The organism is Paenibacillus larvae subsp. larvae (assembly GCF_002003265.1).
Classification (GTDB): Bacteria; Bacillota; Bacilli; order Paenibacillales; family NBRC-103111; genus Paenibacillus_H; species Paenibacillus_H larvae.
In genome coordinates this window covers 4,054,542-4,071,918 of the sequence record NZ_CP019687.1, presented here as the reverse complement: position 1 = coordinate 4,071,918, position 17,377 = coordinate 4,054,542, and the positions used below count along the sequence as shown (strand labels likewise).

Annotated in this window: 14 protein-coding genes, 2 pseudogenes and 1 riboswitch; of the genes and pseudogenes, 1 reads left to right on the top strand and 15 read right to left on the bottom strand. The window is 48.3% G+C overall.

Features of this window, described 5'->3' with window-relative positions:
- Position 1: 1 nt before the first annotated feature.
- The 6 genes from ribD to BXP28_RS21195 all read right to left on the bottom strand — a co-directional run bounded on the left by ribD (position 2) and on the right by BXP28_RS21195 (position 7,088).
- A complete protein-coding gene (gene ribD, locus BXP28_RS21220) occupies positions 2–1,135 on the bottom strand; it encodes a bifunctional diaminohydroxyphosphoribosylaminopyrimidine deaminase/5-amino-6-(5-phosphoribosylamino)uracil reductase RibD (RefSeq protein ID WP_226989802.1) in 1,134 nt (377 codons plus the stop codon).
- Positions 1,136–1,465: 330 nt separating this feature from the next.
- A riboswitch (FMN riboswitch) is annotated at positions 1,466–1,649 on the bottom strand.
- A gap of 409 nt (positions 1,650–2,058) precedes the next feature.
- Positions 2,059–2,496: a peptidylprolyl isomerase gene (locus BXP28_RS21215; RefSeq protein ID WP_023482600.1), complete on the bottom strand. Its 438-nt coding sequence runs from the start codon at positions 2,494–2,496 to the stop codon at positions 2,059–2,061.
- A 224-nt stretch (positions 2,497–2,720) separates the two neighbouring features.
- The gene (gene lysA / locus BXP28_RS21210; protein WP_023482599.1) at positions 2,721–4,058 is read right to left on the bottom strand and encodes a diaminopimelate decarboxylase; all 1,338 of its coding nucleotides are present in this window, start codon (positions 4,056–4,058) and stop codon (positions 2,721–2,723) included.
- A 121-nt stretch (positions 4,059–4,179) separates the two neighbouring features.
- Positions 4,180–5,934 carry a spore germination protein gene (locus BXP28_RS21205; RefSeq protein WP_046654989.1) on the bottom strand — a complete coding sequence of 585 codons (1,755 nt, stop codon included), beginning with the start codon at positions 5,932–5,934 and terminating at the stop codon, positions 4,180–4,182.
- Positions 5,935–6,037: 103 nt separating this feature from the next.
- Positions 6,038–6,457: a stage V sporulation protein AB gene (locus tag BXP28_RS21200; RefSeq protein WP_023482597.1), complete on the bottom strand. Its 420-nt coding sequence runs from the start codon at positions 6,455–6,457 to the stop codon at positions 6,038–6,040.
- Positions 6,450–7,088, bottom strand: a complete 639-nt coding sequence (locus BXP28_RS21195; RefSeq protein WP_036657866.1) for a stage V sporulation protein AA — start codon at positions 7,086–7,088, stop codon at positions 6,450–6,452. The genes BXP28_RS21200 and BXP28_RS21195 overlap by 8 nt, the downstream gene beginning before the upstream one ends.
- A 161-nt stretch (positions 7,089–7,249) precedes the next feature.
- Between BXP28_RS21195 and BXP28_RS21190 the strand changes: the two genes are divergently transcribed.
- Complete coding sequence (locus BXP28_RS21190) at positions 7,250–7,459, top strand: DUF378 domain-containing protein (protein ID WP_023482595.1); 210 nt, start codon at positions 7,250–7,252, stop codon at positions 7,457–7,459.
- Between the two features lie 44 nt (positions 7,460–7,503).
- On the opposite strand, the gene BXP28_RS25435 is transcribed toward BXP28_RS21190, so the two are convergent.
- From BXP28_RS25435 to sigF, 9 genes and pseudogenes are all read right to left on the bottom strand, one after another.
- On the bottom strand, positions 7,504–7,704 hold the full coding sequence (locus tag BXP28_RS25435) for an IS3 family transposase (protein ID WP_077585202.1): 201 nt from the start codon (positions 7,702–7,704) through the stop codon (positions 7,504–7,506).
- A 446-nt stretch (positions 7,705–8,150) separates the two neighbouring features.
- On the bottom strand, positions 8,151–8,849 hold the full coding sequence (narI, locus tag BXP28_RS21180; protein WP_036657864.1) for a respiratory nitrate reductase subunit gamma: 699 nt from the start codon (positions 8,847–8,849) through the stop codon (positions 8,151–8,153).
- A 14-nt stretch (positions 8,850–8,863) separates the two neighbouring features.
- The gene (gene narJ, locus BXP28_RS21175; RefSeq protein WP_023482593.1) at positions 8,864–9,517 is read right to left on the bottom strand and encodes a nitrate reductase molybdenum cofactor assembly chaperone; all 654 of its coding nucleotides are present in this window, start codon (positions 9,515–9,517) and stop codon (positions 8,864–8,866) included.
- Positions 9,517–11,021, bottom strand: a pseudogene (gene narH / locus BXP28_RS21170) (nitrate reductase subunit beta). Before narH ends, narJ begins: the two are co-directional and overlap by 1 nt.
- Positions 11,011–14,698: pseudogene (locus tag BXP28_RS21165) on the bottom strand (nitrate reductase subunit alpha). The pseudogenes narH and BXP28_RS21165 overlap by 11 nt, the downstream one beginning before the upstream one ends.
- Positions 14,691–14,972, bottom strand: coding sequence for a hypothetical protein (locus tag BXP28_RS21160; RefSeq protein ID WP_024093711.1), 282 nt, complete (start codon positions 14,970–14,972; stop codon positions 14,691–14,693). The pseudogene BXP28_RS21165 and the gene BXP28_RS21160 overlap by 8 nt, the downstream one beginning before the upstream one ends.
- Before the next feature lie 367 nt (positions 14,973–15,339).
- Positions 15,340–15,780 carry a hemerythrin domain-containing protein gene (locus tag BXP28_RS21150; RefSeq protein WP_036657862.1) on the bottom strand — a complete coding sequence of 147 codons (441 nt, stop codon included), beginning with the start codon at positions 15,778–15,780 and terminating at the stop codon, positions 15,340–15,342.
- Positions 15,781–16,230: 450 nt separating this feature from the next.
- On the bottom strand, positions 16,231–16,425 hold the full coding sequence (locus BXP28_RS21145; RefSeq protein WP_036657861.1) for a hypothetical protein: 195 nt from the start codon (positions 16,423–16,425) through the stop codon (positions 16,231–16,233).
- 194 nt (positions 16,426–16,619) lie between these two features.
- On the bottom strand, positions 16,620–17,375 hold the full coding sequence (gene sigF, locus BXP28_RS21140; protein ID WP_036657859.1) for an RNA polymerase sporulation sigma factor SigF: 756 nt from the start codon (positions 17,373–17,375) through the stop codon (positions 16,620–16,622).
- Between the last annotated feature and the right edge of the window lie 2 nt (positions 17,376–17,377).

Sequence of the window (17,377 nt, the reverse complement as noted above, 5' to 3'; positions counted from 1 at the left end):
CTCAGTCCCCCTTCCTGATCTTCTCCGCATCGGCCGTATATACAGGGTATCCGCTTAAACAAATATCTTCTCCAACTGGTTCTGCTTGAAACCGCTCCAGCCTAAGGGCATCTTTCATTCGTTCCCAGCCTTCCATAGAGATGGCCTGGGGAGATAGCTTGCCGCCAATAATCTTGGGAGCCACAAAGAGCATAATTTTATCAACCAGCCCCTGTTCCAGCATGGCTCCGTTCAAACGCCCCCCGCCTTCCAATAGGATGGACCCGATTTCACGCTCGCCAAGCTGTTTCATCGCGAGACGCAAATCTACCTGCGGGCCACTGCCGCATGTCAGGACTGATGCGCTGAGCTCCTCCAGCGCACGGCGCCGTTCTGGTGACGACAATTCCGTCGTCAGCACGATCGTCGGCTGCCGGTCCAGATCTTGAAGCACCTGTGCTTCAAGGGGAAGGCGCAGCCGTGAATCCGCCACGATGCGCACAGGCTGCAAGGCAGGCACGGTCAAGCGTGTACTTAATTGCGGATCATCCGCAATTACGGTATCCACGCTAACAAGGATGCCTTGGTGCTGGTGGCGCATCGTATGCACGTAAGCACGCGAGAGATCGCCGGTAATCCACTTGCTGTCGCCGGTTTTAGCGGCGATTTTACCATCGAGCGTGCTAGCTGTCTTCATCGTCACAAACGGCATTCCTGTGACGATATATTTGTTGAAAGCCTCGTTCATGGCCGAGGCTTCCTCTGCGAGCAGCCCGACATCGACTTCGATGCCGGCGCTGCGCAGACGCTCGATCCCGGCCCCCGCCACCTGAGGATTGGGATCGACAGCAGCTATGACCACGCGCTTGACTCCGTGGTCGATCAGGCGCCCGCTGCAAGGGGGCGTCTTGCCGAAGTGGCTGCATGGCTCCAGCGTTACATACGCGGTGGAGCCTTCTGCTTCGGCCCCGGCCATCTGCAGCGCGTGGACTTCGGCATGGCCTTGCCCGCGATGTAAATGGGCTCCCATACCGATAATTCGTCCGTCTTTGACCAGAACGCAGCCCACAACCGGGTTCACTCCGGTCTGCCCTTTGGCTCCTTTGGCCATATCAAGGGCGAGGCGCATGTACATCTCATCTTGTAAGAGCTGCAACTGGAAACCCTCCTTTCCACAAGCTCGGAACCATCCTGCAAAGCAAAGAGCCCCTTTGAAATATTCCAAAGGGGCTGTTTCTATCCATCGAAATTAGAAAACGTGTTCACACTCAAGAAGCCTTCAAATCAGCCATTATGTACACATTGAAAGAAACCAAAGGAGTCCACAGAAAAGTAAGACGACGGATTCGCCGTTCAGATGATCTGTTCAAAATCCTATTGCCTACTCAATCATTATTCACAACAAACAGTCGGTTTCCAATCAGAAACCCGAATTTCCATTTTCATGTGAAAAAAGGTACATAAAGCTTTAATTTCAGGTTCTACCCGTTTCCTTCTCCCATCCAGACTTTTACTGTCGGTCCCGGATTTGCACCGGCTCCACCGTTCCATTCTTAACTTGACTATTTACAAGTCGGATTGGCCCGGGTCACGGACTGAACGAAGCAGCAGAATATCGCCATCTTCGTATCACCGTCGGTCGGGAATTGCACCCTGCCCCGAAGGATTGCTCATGTATATGGTTACTTGCTTGTAAGTTAAGTATACAAACTTCCTTTAATGCTGTCCAGCCGGTTAACCAGTTCGGCAATTCACGGATTCTAAAGGCGGACGTAAACTCTTACGGAATATACCACCCACCTCTGTTTACAGGCAATTCCCCATTATAGGGTTTCTAAGCTGTCAGAGAGCACTATCAAAGTACTCCGTTTTTTAATTATCGACAAAGGCTGTGATTCATCAATACCGGCAAAAGTTTTAGCTGGAGAGCGGATAGCGGGCCCCTTTCATTCCGGGCAATAACCTTAAACGCTATTCAGATTCTCTGGAATGAACAGTGCCGGAGCAAAGTTCACCTTTTTATATCGGACATACTTTGCTCTAGATGATTAAAGAGCCTTTCGGCTCTTTATCAAGGACTTATTCTTCGTCCCACACTTTTACTTCTTCCATACGGTCACCCTGGCCAATGTCGTCGACATATTCCATACCGCTGATCACTTTCCCAAAGACAGTATGATTACCGTCAAGGTGAGGCTGGGGCTCATAGCAAATAAAGAATTGGGAGCTTCCCGTATCACGGCCGGCATGGGCCATGGACAAAGTACCGCGCTCATGCTTGCTGGTGTTGGTTGCTACTTCACATTTAATGGTATAACCGGCACCACCGGTTCCGGTACCATTCGGGCATCCGCCCTGTGCAACGAATCCTTTGATAACACGGTGAAAAGTCAGTCCGTTATAAAATCCGCTATTAGCTAGTTTCTCGAAGTTGGCCACTGTATTCGGAGCTTCTTCCGGAAAAAATTGAATGATCACTTCTCCGCCTTTAGCCAGTTTAATACTACCTTTTTTCAATTGTTTTCCACCTTTCCTTACTCAGATGGTTTCTATTGTACTCTATTTGTCCCTTCCGGCACAACTGTGCTCCTTGTTTGCATTCCTGTTTACTAACGCTTCTTCCTTGACAGCATAGATGAATAAAAAGACCTCCAAACCTATACCTTTTAAGTATAATTGGAGATCTTACATTGATCTTTTATTTGCCTTGGAAAGCAGATTCAAAGATAGTATTCTCTATCCTATTTCGCTACTAAAGGAACAACCGGGCGAAGCCGTTTTGGAATTACATCGTTACCAAGCAGATATTCGAAAGATTCCCGCTTGACTACAATATCCGCTTGACCATTCTGTACAAACACCACAGCCGGACGGCGGATTCTATTATAGTTGCTGGCCATCGAATAGTTATAAGCCCCTGTACAGAATACAGCTAAAATATCACCTGTTTGCACTTTTGGAAGCTTCACATCCCAAATCAGCATGTCTCCACTTTCACAGCACTTTCCTGCAACAGATATAACTTCAGCCGCTTCTTCCTTCGCGCGGTTAGCTAATATCGCCTCATAAACCGATTGGTATAACGCCGGTCTTGGATTATCTGTCATACCCCCATCTACCGAAACGTATTTACGTACTCCCGGAATATCCTTGATAGTTCCGACCGTATAAAGGGTAGTTCCGGCATCCCCGACAATGCTGCGTCCCGGCTCCACCCAAATTTCCGGAATCGGGTATTTGTAGCTGGCAAAACAGGTTTTAATGCTGTTTGTAATAGCTTGTACATATTGTGAAACCGGCAGAGGTGTATCCTCTGCTGTATAGCGGATGCCAAATCCTCCTCCCAGATTTATGACCTGAAAAGATATTCCCATTTCATCTCTAACCTGTACAGCAAAGGCAGCTACTTTCTCAACCGCTATTTGAAACCCTTCCACTTCAAAAATTTGTGAACCGATGTGGGAATGTATGCCCAAAAGATGAAATGATTCCAATCGGGATGCTTCCTGAACAGCCTGAAAGGCGGAACCATTTTCAAGATCGAACCCAAACTTGGAATCCGTCTGCCCTGTAGAAATATATTCATGTGTGTGAGCTTCTACCCCTGGGGTTATCCGCAGTAGAACGTTCACACGAAGACCTTGTTCTGCAGCCATGGAATGAAGAAGCTGCATTTCCACAAAATTATCGACTACGAAACAGCCAATTCCTGCCCGCAGGGCCATTTCAATTTCCTGTGGAGTTTTATTGTTTCCGTGAAAGTGAATGCGCTCGGGTGGAAACCCCGATTCGAGAGCTGTCATCAGTTCCCCGTCTGATACTACATCCAGAGACATTCCCTCTTCAACAGCCACACGGCACATTGCTTTCACGCAAAAAGCTTTGCTCGCATAAGCTACCTGGAATTTTAAGCCGGAATCACGGAACGCACTTACAAATTCTTGGCAGCGCTGCCGAACCAAAGTTTCATCCACCACATATAGAGGTGTTCCGAATCTCTCTACAAGTTCCGTTGTATCCACACCGCCAATTTCCAAATGACCTTGATTATTGACTATACCGGTACCATGCAAAAACATTGATGCGTTCCCCTCTTCCCGCCTATAAAATGCCAGCCTGCATGTTATACATTAAATTACCATAAGGGTAGTCAATTTGACAATATCAGCTTTTCATTAACCATACATTTAAACGCCGAATTCAGCTTTTTTGGTTGTTATTCCCTGAAGAATCCGGGGATTTCTCCTGTTTTGAAGGCTGGCGGGTTGAGTCGATTGGCTTGGTCAGGCTGAGTCTGGTTTTATTATTCGTAATGGGTCGCCGGATCAGGATCGAATAAAACCCCATGGCATTAAATGGGATGAACGGCCACATATACGGAGAATTGTAGGAACGGAGTAAGGTCAGATAAAGGAGCCAAAAGGTAACAGCTACCACTAATCCCGGTCCCTTAAAGAAAGAAACAGCAATCAGAAAAAGCAATCTTGCTATCCGGTTAGCCAGCCCCAACTCATAGCTCGGAGTTGAAAACATGCCGATGGATGCAATTGAGAAGTACAAAATGACCTCATTTATAAACAACCCGGTTTTGACAGCAATCTCCCCAATTAATATCGCGGCTACCAAGCCCATTGTTACCGTAAGTGGTGAAGGGGTATGCACGGAAGCCATACGGAGCAGATCAATTCCAAGTTCAGCAATAATGAACTGCATAATGATAGGGATATCTCCTGTTTTTTCAGGGCCTATGAAATAAATTGCCTCCGGCTTATGAATAGGATCAATCACCATCAAATACCATAAAGGCAGCAGGATCAAAGAAGCCAAAATACCCAGGAAACGTACCCAACGCAGATAGGTCCCCATAAATGTGTTCTGCCTATATTCTTCGGCATGCTGTACATGATGGAAAAAGGTGGTCGGCAATATCATGACACTGGGAGACGTATCCACTACAACTGCAACATGCCCTTCAAGAAGATGTGTGGCGATGACATCAGGCCGCTCTGAATATCTTACGGTAGGATAAGGATTAAAAGGTTGGGGGATTATCATTTCCTCCAATTCTTTCTCGGCAAGCGGGAGCCCGTCAACCTGTAATTCCTCTATTTTAGAGCGCATCGCCTTAACAAGTTCAGGATCAGCAATATCATCGATATAAGCCATACATACATCCGTTTTCGTCCGGCGACCTACCTGCATAATCTCAAGCTTTAATTTAGGGTCGCGAATCCTTCTCCGAATTAAGGTTACGTTTGTGAGGAGAGTCTCTACGAAGCCGTCCCGGGCCCCCCTAACAACACGCTCCAAATCAGGTTCTTCCGTTGTTCGCGCCGGAAAGACTTTGGCATCTACGGCTAAGGCAGTGGATTCCCCTTCAATAAATATGGCAGTTGATCCAGATAGCACCTGACCGATAATTTCGGCCATCGTGGAGTAAGGTTTCACCTGAATGTGCGGGAGGAGCAGCTCATTAATGGCAAACAGAGGGTTCCTGCCGATCGTTTCTTCCGGTGCATAGGACAACCTTGTAATAATGTCGGTGAGTACCGAGTCTTTGGCAAAACCATTGGCGTAAAATATTCCTACCTTAACAGAACCGAATACCATTTCCCTCATAATCAGATCAAAGGACGAATTAAATCCCGTTTCCTGCTCAAGATACTGCTTTATTTCGTCTAAAGTTGAAAGTACGGGAGTTTTATCGTTATCCAAATTTTCTTCCTTATCCCCTTCTTTGGAAGAATCATCCGTTGATTTATTTTTTGAATCTGAACCCGATTTTGAATCTTGATGAGAAGACGAATGGCCCACCTCCTCCGGCATGACGGAAGAAGAAGTTAATTTGGGCATAATGTTTCCCTGAGGGTCTATCTCAATTTCATTCTCCCTAGGAGGGATAACCAAGCGCTTACGGGGTTTGCTTTTTCGAATTTCATCCATCAGTTTACGCATCATATCAACTCCCACTAATCAAGAAATGCTCCAGTTTTCCAGCTGCTGATCCCTTGATAAAATAAACTGTTAAAAGAATAAATTTCATAAAAAAGAAATGGATTCAAAAAATTAACCATTCAAACAATGAACCTAACACTTTTCCGAGCACCATAGCCATTAGAAGCCCGACCATGTATCCTTCAATCCCTATGCGTTTTGCCAAAATGGGCAGTACATTTATAATCTCAGTCAGGGCGGCCGCCAACATCCCGATAAACCCGCCGGCAAATAATCCAAATATACCTGCCGGGAGAATACCAATCTTCATCCGCCAATCAAAAAAATCAAAGACGGTAAATAAGAAAGATCCTGCAATCACAGATACTTCGTACCAACGGATCATACCCGGAGAACGGCTTAGCTGTACAAGACGGGGAATGATATCCAGAACAATCAGAAAAGCAACCATACCGCTCCCTACTGCAATTCCACCTGCCAAACCGACAAAACACGCCGCAAGCTGGTGAATGAAATCATTCATGTCTTTTTTTTCCTGCTTGTTTTTTTCGGTATTCCTCCGTTATGACATACTGGTCCAGGTTTTCTTGATATGTAAACATCTCAACGTCAAGCGGACTTGGTTCTTCATTAAACTTCTTTTTGAACAAATGATTGAAAAAGAGAACCATACCTATCCCAATACCTAAAGAATAGGGGATTTGCAGGATTAAGGGGTGAGCTACCCTCTCCCCGGTCAAAAGCTCATAAATACGCTGGTGGACCTGAAGCATACTGACATCGGCATGAAAGTTCATAATGGTTAGTCCTGAGCCTACAAAAAGAAGCAGCCAGACAGCCGCAACCAAAAGCTTACTTGTTTTTTTCTTCCGGTACGTCGAAACTTCAAGAAGCACGTGCGGCTCCCCAAAATGGACGACTCGAAGCTCAGGAGCTGCTTCATAAAGTTTTTCCATAATCCGCATCATATCAATTAAAATACGGTTCCCGTCTTCTACCCTGGATTCATAAATAAGCAAATTGCTTACCAGTTTTTCATACTTTGATTCAGTTATCAACTCGGCAATATCCCCTAGCCGGATCTGGTCACCCATGCGTATCTCCACTTTCCGGCGAAGGCGAAGATACAAATTCGGTACGGTATCTTGAACCATAACCATCCACTCCTAAGGACATCCTTGTTCATCAGTAGTATGCAATAACCGTTATCTGGGTACTCACTTTTATTTATTCCAATATTTATCAAAGCATATTTTTCATATTGGCTTGGAATAGTAATACTGAGAACCAATTCTAAAAAAGTAGGTGAACCTTTATGGGAAGGCTTGCATTAACTTTAGTGATTATCGGCGCACTGAACTGGCTCCTTGTAGGGATTTTTGAATGGGACTTAGTTACTGCTCTGTTCGGCGGTGATATACATCGCCCATCCTCCGCATTCAGCCGGATTATTTATACGCTGGTTGGCCTTGCAGGTTTATACAGCATCTCGTTTTTTTTCCGCGATAATGTTACTGAAAGATAAGAACAGCAAAAAAGACCAGGTTTCCAATTGGTCAAGACCCCGTTTCATGAACATTGAAAAAAGACCCGAGCCGAAAACTGACGCCGGTATTCCGATCTTACCGGCATCAGTTTTTTGCGCTCGATGTCGGTTCTGGTATTGTAGTACAATTCTATATATTTATATTTTTTTCGGGCTTGTTCAGGTGTTTGAAATGTAATACCTTGAATCAGCTCTCTTTTTATGGTTTTGTAAAAATATTCCATTCATGCATTGTCATAAGAGTTTCCTTTTCTAGTGGTACTTGAAATAAGATTTTGAAATCTCACACATTCTTTTTCCTCAAGAAGACCTGAAACTTTTTTAGTAAATCGAGTTTTTTCTGAATTCCTCATTCTCGCGCTTGAGCTTTTTTATTTCATATTGAGAATAATAAAGTGCGCTTCCATGACTGGAAACGCACTTTTCCCATATTCTTCATACTCACTAATCCAACGGTAAAGGGTATTAGAATAAATCGATCATTTTTTGGCAAACTCTTTCACAAACATGTTTTCTTCCAATACTATCTGAACTGCAGCCATTTTAATTGACGATCATAGACTTTTCTGCTCATATACTTTGGAGACAAAGTTGGCTGAATATTTTCCGGACGTCCTGTACGCACTTGATCACATACCCGTACACATGAAAGCGGTCAGCAATTGCCTAATCAGGTTCTCTCCCTTCTCCGATAACTGTTTCTGGAACGGTACTGCTGCGGAGCTCTCGCCGGATAACGTGCGGGAAGAGAAAACATATGGACCAGATGAGTAAACGGAATGGAAGCGAACAGAAGAAACGCCAGGATGATGTGAAGCTGAAACACGAAAGGGACCGTTTCCATCAACCGGTATTGCGGATTGAAGGTAAACAGGCTGCGAAACCAAGGCCCGATGGTTGTACGGTATTCATAGGCCACCACAGTCGTATTGTACACGATGGTCATATAGGTCCCGATCGCAGCGACGATCAGCACTAAAATCACGGCAAAATAATCGCCAAAGTCCGCATGGGCCCTTACCCGGCGGTTGAGGATTTTGCGTACGAGCAGAAGAACCAGACCGCCGACGACCATCAGACCGGCAAAACCGCCCCCCACGATCGCGAATAGATGATAAGTCTCATCAGATACGCCCAAGGACCAATAAACGCTGCGCGGGATTATCACGCCCATGATATGACCGACAAACGCGAAAATGATCCCGTAATGAAACACGGTTGAGCCGATTCTGAGCCATCTTCTTTCAAAAATCTCCGTGGAAGGCGCCGTCCAGCTGACCTGGCGAAAAGCAAACCGATAGAGCAAGCCGAAGATCATCACGGCCAAGGTGAGGTAAGGAAACACGACCCACCAAAAGATAACAGTCATCGTTAAACCTCCATTCAATTGCACATTTTGTAGACGGGCAGATCCGAATCACTGCGAGCCGTGCCGTCCATGCCAAACAGGATGGGGTAAGGCAGCTCATCCAGATCGGCACTCTCCCGCTTGCTCTCCAGCATGCGAATCTCTTCTTCCGTAGGCACCTCGAAAACATCGGTCATCAGAAAGTTCAGCAATCCCGAATAGGGGCTATCTTCAGACAGATGCTTCCGAATCCGCTCCGTGGCTGCGGCAAGCCGGAGTTCCAGCGCACGCACATGAACATGGTCGGACCTAACCGCCAGCAGTTCATACAGCAGCGGAATGAAGTCACACAGTTCCCCGCTCGGCGGCGTAAAGCCCGCATCCCGGACAATATGCTGAAGCAGGATCAGAGCAGCCCCCCGTTCCCTGTTGTCACCCAGTTCGTGAGCGGTCAGGTAGAGCCCGGTCTTTTCCTTCCAATCGAACGTCCAAACATAGGTTTCCTGCAGCTCCCTGAGCGGACTCGAGAACAGCGCCTCCACTGCCTGGGCTAGCCGGCTCGCTAGCTCATCATTCTTTGTTTCCTCCCGGACGGCTGTAAGCAGGTCCTCTTTCATATCCTGAAAATCCTCGGCGGGATACCCGAGCAATCTTGCACAGGCCGCCAGCAAAACGGGCTTATGTCCCATTATCCATGATCCTCCCTTGCGAAAAGATGCGACATGACCGCAGATGACGGGGTGATGGATTCGATGCTGCAAGCTCCCTGCTTGTAATGAAGCTCTTGCTCGCCGTCCATTTCCCTCCGTGCGGTTGGAATCACAAATCTTTCGTTATATTTGGCAACAGCAAACAATCGGGTCATCTCTTCAATTTCCTCCACCGTAATCCCCGCCTCCTCCAAAAGCTGGCTGTGCCTGAGATCATCCATGTCGCCAACGGCCCGCTCCCGCATGTGTACGCGCATGACGGTCATTTTAAGCAAAACCCTGCGGATGACGGAGATATCCCCTGCCGTAAGCAGAGATGCCAGGTACTCCATCGGAATCCGCATCTGATCGACGGCGGGAATATAGTGATCGGTCTGAAGCTCGTCTTCTTCAATATGGTTCATAATCGGGCTAAGCGGCGGAACGTACCATACCATAGGGAGCGTACGGTATTCCGGATGAAGCGGCAGAGCAACCTTCCACTTCATGGCAAGCTTATAAATCGGCGAGCGCTGTGCCGCATCGATCCATGAATCGTTAATCCCGTTTCTCCTCGCCTCCTTGATCACTTCCGGCTCGAAGGGATCAAGGAACACCGAAAGCTGGGATTCATACAAATCCTGTGGATTCTCCACGGAAGCGGCCGCCTTGACCCGATCCGCGTCATAAAAAACGACGCCGATATAGCGGATCCGGCCCACACAGGTTTCCGAGCAAATCGTGGCTAAGCCCGCCTCGGTCCGCGGGTAGCAGAAATTGCATTTCTCCGCCTTATGCGTATTCCAGTTATAGTACACCTTATGGTAAGGACAGCCGTTTGTACAAAATCTCCATCCCCGGCAGGCATCTTGGTCCACGAGGACAATGCCGTCCTCCTCACGCTTGTACAGAGCTCCGGAAGGACAAGAAGCTACGCAAGAGGGGTTCAGGCAATGCTCGCAAATGCGGGGCAGGTACATCATGAACGTCTTTTCGTACTCCATGGCAATATGCTCCTGAAGCTTCTTGACATTCGGGTCCAGCGGTACGATCTCGCTTCCGCCGGCCAGGTCGTCATCCCAGTTCGGGCCCCATTCCGGCTTGTCCATATATTCACCGGTAATCAGCGATACGGGCCGACCGACCGGAAGATGCTTCCGTTTGGGGCTATGAATCAAGCTATCTTAATCATAGGTCCAGGGCTCATAAAAGCTGTCCAGGCTGGCCATATTCGGATTGTAAAAAATATTCGCCAACTTGGTTATCGGCCCCCCTGCCCGGAGCGCCAGTTTTCCGTTTCGCAGAACCCACCCGCCTTTGAATTTCCTCAGGTCTTCCCATTCCCGGGGTAACCGGGACCCGGTCGGGTTTCCACATTGTTGTACCACATATACTCCGTTCCGGGCCGGTTGGTCCACGTGTTCTTGCAGGTCACCGAACAGGTATGGCAGCCGATACATTTGTCCAGGTTCATGACCATGGCGACTTGCGCTTTAATTCTCAAGCCAGTCAACCTCCTTCAACGGTCGGATGATTGTCATCGTATCTCTTTGACTTCCCGTCGGCCCGTAATAATTGAACCCGTAGCTCAATTGGGCATATCCGCCAATCATATGAGTCGGCTTCATCGTAATCCGGGTCACACTGTTATGCGTGCCGCCGCGCTGCTTAGTGATGGAGGTGCCCGGAACGCCAAGCGTGCGGTCTTGGGCATGGTACATATAAGCGATTCCTTCTGGAATTCGGTAGGTCAGTACCGCTCTTGCTGCCACTACCCCATTCCGGTTGTATACCTCAATCCAATCGTTATCCTTGATCCCGATCGAGGCTCCGTCTTTTTCGTTCAGCCAGACGACCTGCCACCCGCGGAACAGCGTTGACATTTGATTGGTGTCGGTAAACATTGTATGAATTCCCCATTTTTGGTGCGGGGTCAAATAACGGATCGTGATCGATTTCCCTTTCCCTGGCACCTCTTTCTCTCCCTTGAAAAAAGGAACATGCTCCAGCGGCGGCAGGTAAATCGGCAGCCCTTCACCGAAATCCAGAATCATCTCATGTTCTAAATAGAAACTCTGTCTTCCCGTTAAAGTACGCCACGGGATGCTGTACTCCGTATTTAAGGTGAAGGGCGAGTATCTCCGGTTGTCCTTCTCCAGTCCGCTCCAGACCGGAGTAGAGATCGTATGCCGGGGCTGCGCGGTAATATCCAAAAGCGTAAAGGCCTCTTCTTCCCGTGGTTTTGAGATGTCCTCCAGCTTTTTACCGGTTTTGGCCTCCATCGAACGCCAGCCTTCCACGGCCCGTTCCCCGTTCGTGGCGCCAGACATCAGCAGAATCGCTTCGATCGCCTGTTTATCCCGGAACAGATCTGGCTGCCCTTTGCCAATCCCCTCATGTTTTGACGTCCCCAGCCGCTCCAAGAGCTGGTCGTACACCTTATCGCCGGGAATTTTAATCCCCTTTGTCCCATAACCCTTTTTAATATTGGGTCCAATGGTGATCATTTTTCCATAAACGTTCGGATAGTCGCGCTTCACCAATAAAAAATGGGGCATCGTTTTGCCGGGCACCGCCTCCGTCTCTCCCTTGCGCCAATCTCGGATTTTTCCGTGGACTTGGGCGATTTCATCGGGGGTATCATGGCCGAGTGGAGTCATGAGAATATCCTCGCAGGCCGGCAAATGTTTCTCCGCCAATTGGGAGAACGTATTGGCGATTTCACGAAAGGCGTCCCAATCGCTTTTGCTTTGCCAAGGCGGTTCAATCGCCGGATTAAACGGATGGACAAATGGATGCAGATCTGTCGTACTTAAATCGTATTTTTCGTACCAGGTCGCTGCCGGCAGCACGATATCCGAAAACAGCCCTGTGCTCGTCATTCTGAAATCCATACTTATGAATAAATCGGTTTTGCCTTCCGGCGGAACGTCATCCGTCCTTCACTGTCTCCGGCCGCCACGAATGGCTCGGGTCCGTCAACACCTGATTGTCCGCCCCGATCAAATACTTGGCAAAGTACTCATGCCCTTTACCGCTGTCGCCAAGCAGATTGGACCGCCAGTTGAAAAAGACGCGCGGGAAATTGTTCGGTTCATTGGGGTGCTCCACCGCAAAATCCAATTCCCCCTCCTTAACCATTCTCGCGATTTCCTGGATGGCCTCCTGGTCGTCCGAAACCCCTTTTTCCCGAACCTGTCTGGCCACATCGATGGAATTCTGATTAAACTGCGGGAAAAAAGGCAGCCACCCGAGCCTTACGGCCAGCGCATTGACATCCGCAGGATGCATATTGTTAAACCGTTCACCCCAGGATGGTTTCTGCTCCTCGTTTACCCTGGCCTCATAACGGAACTGCTCCGTTGCGAAGTAGAAAAAGGAAGTTCCATTTTGTAACCGGGGAGGCTTGATCCAATCTCCCGCAAACGCAATCTGTTGCCAGCCTTCCACCGGTCTCACCTTTTCCTGTCCCACATAATGGGCCCATCCTCCGCCATTTACCCCCTGGGAACCCGTTAGCAGCACAAGATTCAGAATGGACCGGTAGATTTGATCACTGTGATACCAGTGGTTCGTTCCGCCGCCCATGGCGATCATCGATTTGCCGCCCGTTTTGGCCGCATTTTCGGCAAACTCCCTCGCTACCTGAATACAATGGGATTTCTTAACGCCGGTAATCGCCTCCTGCCAGGCCGGAGTGTAAGGCTTCAGGTCGTTGTAATCAGCCGGATAATCGCCCGGCAGTTGCTGTCTAGGTACGCCCATATGAGCCATCATAAGGTCATAAACCGTCACGACCTTGAGCGTCCCGCCTTCCGCATTCGGCAAATGCTTTACTGGAACTCCCCGCCGGACCGGATCCCCCTCCGCTTCCGCAAAATAAGGAAATTCAACGAGAGCCACTTCATCCGCTTCATCAATAAATGACAACAGGGGATCTATCGCCGTCCCGTCGGGATTTTCGAGGTCCAGGTTCCACCTGCTGTCCGGATCCCAACGGAAGCCCTGACTGCCGTTGGGAACCACAGGTGCTCCCGCCGCGGCGTCCCAGACTACCGTTTTCCATTCGGCCAGCTCCTGGGCGTCGCCCAAATCTGAGGCCCGCAAGAATCGGCCCGAACGGAGCGCACCGGAATGTTCCCCCAGAATAACAAGGAAAGGCAGGTCGGTAAATTTTTTCACGTAATCCGTAAAATAAGGGACTTGCTGATCCACGTATAATTCTTTAAGAATGACGTGGGTCATGGCCATGGCGAGCGCCGCATCGGTCCCGGCTTTGGCCGGCAGCCAGATGTCCGCGAACTTTTCGTATTCGGAATAATCGGGGCTGACCCCGACCACCTTGGTGCCGTTATAACGGGCTTCCACCATGAAATGCGCATCAGGAGACCGGGTTTGCGGAATGTTGGTTCCCCAGATAATGAAATACTTAGTGTTATACCAGTCGCCGCTTTCCGGCACATCCGTTTGTTCTCCCCAAACCTGCGGCGAGGCAGGAGGAAGATCCGCATACCAATCATAAAAACTCAGGATGGTCCCGCCAATCAGCGACAAGAAGCGTGTCCCTGCGGAATAACTCACCATGGACATGGCCGGGATCGGACTAAAGCCGACGACACGATCCGGACCGTATTGTTGAATTGTATGGATAATGGAGCTGGCAATCATCTGACAGGCATCATCCCAATCCGCCCGGACGAAGCCGCCTTTCCCCCTGGCCTTGACATATCTGTCGCGCTTTTTAGGATCGCTGACGATGTTTTTCCAGGCCGTGACCGGGTCATGGACAACTGCTAGCTCCTCACGCCACATTTCGTACAAATCGCCGCGGATATAGGGATACTTCACCCGGATCGGGCTGTAGGTATACCAGGAAAAGCTGGCCCCGCGCGGGCAGCCCCGGGGTTCATACTCAGGGAAGTTGGCTCCCGTGGTCGGATAGTCCGTTTTTTGCGTTTCCCAGGTGATAATGCCGTCCTTGACAAAAACATTCCAACTGCAGGAACCGGTACAGTTTACTCCGTGCGTTGACCGGACGACTTTGTCATGCTGCCAGCGGCCGCGGTACAGGCCCTCCCAATCCCGGGATCTGGGGCTCTCCTCGGTCCATCCCTCATTAATGGCCTCTCCGCGCTTCAAGTATTTTAACGCTTCAAGCAGCTTGTTTTTATGTTCAGCCATTGCACAGATGCTCCTTTCCCTGCTGGTTTACCGGGTTAAACCTTTCTCCCGTCAGTTTGAAGCTTTCTTGTCCCGACTGAAGCTCTTCCATAAACACTACCCAATCCGCTGCGTTGCAAGCCGCGATAATCATGCGCTGAAGCTCGTTCAGATCCTGCAGCTGGCAGATTTGTTCTTGTACAGGCTGCGGCACTCCGCCGAACCTCATCTCAAGCAAGACAAGCAAATCGTTCCGGTCATCCCGGACAAACTGTTCCATTTCCACCTGATTCATCTGATTCGCCTTCTTTCGTAACAGTTTTTTACCTTATCCCGCCGGCCTCTGTCAGAATTTTATCATTTTAAAATAATCGGCAATCATTGATTTCTTTATCTTTTCTGCCGCCTGCCTAAAAAAGGTCAGGGCCTCCTCGTCGCCGTTTTCCAGCGACGCCCAGAAAAACCTCCTGCTGGTGACCTGCCCCAATTCCTCGCCAAATCGGAGGTTGACGGTAATACCGTGATCATCGGTCCGGCCGCCCGCCTTCACATCATAAGGATGGAGATGGAGCTACTCGAGCTCTTGTACCAGCAACCGGTACAGCCTCGGCTCCACAGATTGGAGCGGTTTATCGGGAAGCATCGCCGCCAGTGTATAAGTCTTATTTATCATGAAGCATCCCCTCCACTTCTTTTTCGAGCATTTTCATTTCATCTCGGTTATGCAACTCATCAACAACGATCAAGGCTTGAAAACGGGCAAGCAGCTCATCCCCTACCTTTCCTTGCGCCAGCAGTTCCTTAATCTCACCGACAATCTCTCGCATTAATTGATGATCGCGAGTCAGTGAAATAATGACTTCCTTCAACTCCGGCTTGATACCGAGGGCCTCCACATATAATCCTTCCTCTTCACTTGACGCATGCTGAAGCGTACGCGCCTCCCAATGCTCCACCGTGATATAGGCGATTTCCGCCGCCTTTTCGAGTTCGCCTTTTCTTATACTTCTGTCCAACAGCTCGGTCAGCTCTCTCGCTTCCCCCAAGGCCGCCTCATGAATCAACGAGTGACTGTCCATATGTCTCAGTGCGGGTCCTGACATGAATCCCGCCTCCTCTCTTATCGCTTTTTTGCGAAATGATTTTGCGCTAGCCGATCACCTTCCCCAATCACAGAAGTAAAATATTTCTATGGGATAATATTATCTTTGGCTTATGTAAGAAATCAGTGAAGAGATCAAGACCCAGGCCATAAAGGAGACAACAAGACTTAGGGTTTGTAATGGCAGATGATTTTTTTAACTATTTATAGCTCCCTTTGTATTTTCTATGTTTTCTAACTGATATTTTGAAAAAAAGGGAAAACATGTATATTATACAGTAGTCATTCTTCGCATTTTTCTTATGATATATACTCCCTCAACAGAGCGATCTGGTCAGAAGCCCTCTCACATATTGCGGCTGCCCATTCGGCAACTAAAATCCCCAAAATATGGTTGAAAGCCATAAAAAGAAGTCCTGTCGCCATTTTTCCTGGCGATCAGGACTTCTTTTTATTTTTTATAGCGAACAAAATCAATTTGATCGGCAATAAATTCGTTAGCTTTCTCATCATGTGATGATGCATATCTGTTTTGTGACTGGATGGAGCAAAATGACAGCTTCGCCGTTGCCGTCATCCGGCCAGCCTTCCATTCTTCATAGGCTCGGATAAACGTCTCGTCAAATGGGCTGCCGGGGCTTCCCAAACGTAACACCTTTTAAATTGACGATCATAGACTTTTCTGCTCATAAACTGTATCACCTTTTTCCCTTAACTTAGTGTCCAGTTTATTGTACCCTCTCCACCCTAGGGGGTCTTCCAATCTCTAAGGGGTGCACTTCAAATGGGATCTGGTGTTTTCTTTTAGAAGTTCATAACGGCCGGGTCATTTCCTCTTGATTATTGCGCTATCTGGTTACGGATGGACTGTAATATTTTCTTTTCAAGCCTGGATACCTGCACTTGGGAAATGCCTAACCGGTTCGCTACCTCAGATTGGGTCTGGTCCTTAAAATACCGCAAATAGACAATCAACCGCTCCCTCTCCGAAAGTCCCTCTATAGCTTCATTTAATGCCAGCTTATCAAACCATTTTTCCTGGGAATCATCCGCAATCTGATCCATTAGTGTGATAGGATCCCAGTCATTTTCAAATACAGTTTCATGAATGGAAGAAAGCGGTTTATTTGCTTCTTGAGCAAATACAACTTCTTCCGGGGTTATCCCGAGAGCATTTGCCACTTCTTTAAGTGTCGGGAGCCGCTCCAAATTTTTGGAAAGCTCATCTTTTGTTTTTCTGACCTTATTAGCCAATTCCTTCAGTGACCTGCTGACCTTCAGTGTCCCGTCATCTCTGAGAAAACGCTGAATTTCCCCGATGATCATCGGCACTGCATAAGTAGAAAACTTTACTTCGTAGGATAAATTAAATTTATCGACCGACTTGAGCAAACCGATGCAGCCGATTTGAAACAAATCATCCGCCTCATAGCCTCTGTTCAAAAAGCGTTGAACTACTGACCATACTAAGCGTATATTGCAATTTACAAGCGTGTCTCTGGCGATGGTATCGCCGGATTGGCTGAGCGCAATGAGTCTTTTTACTTCTTGATCATCAAGGTAACTGTGTGAAGCATTCTTCAGATCGACATCCATAT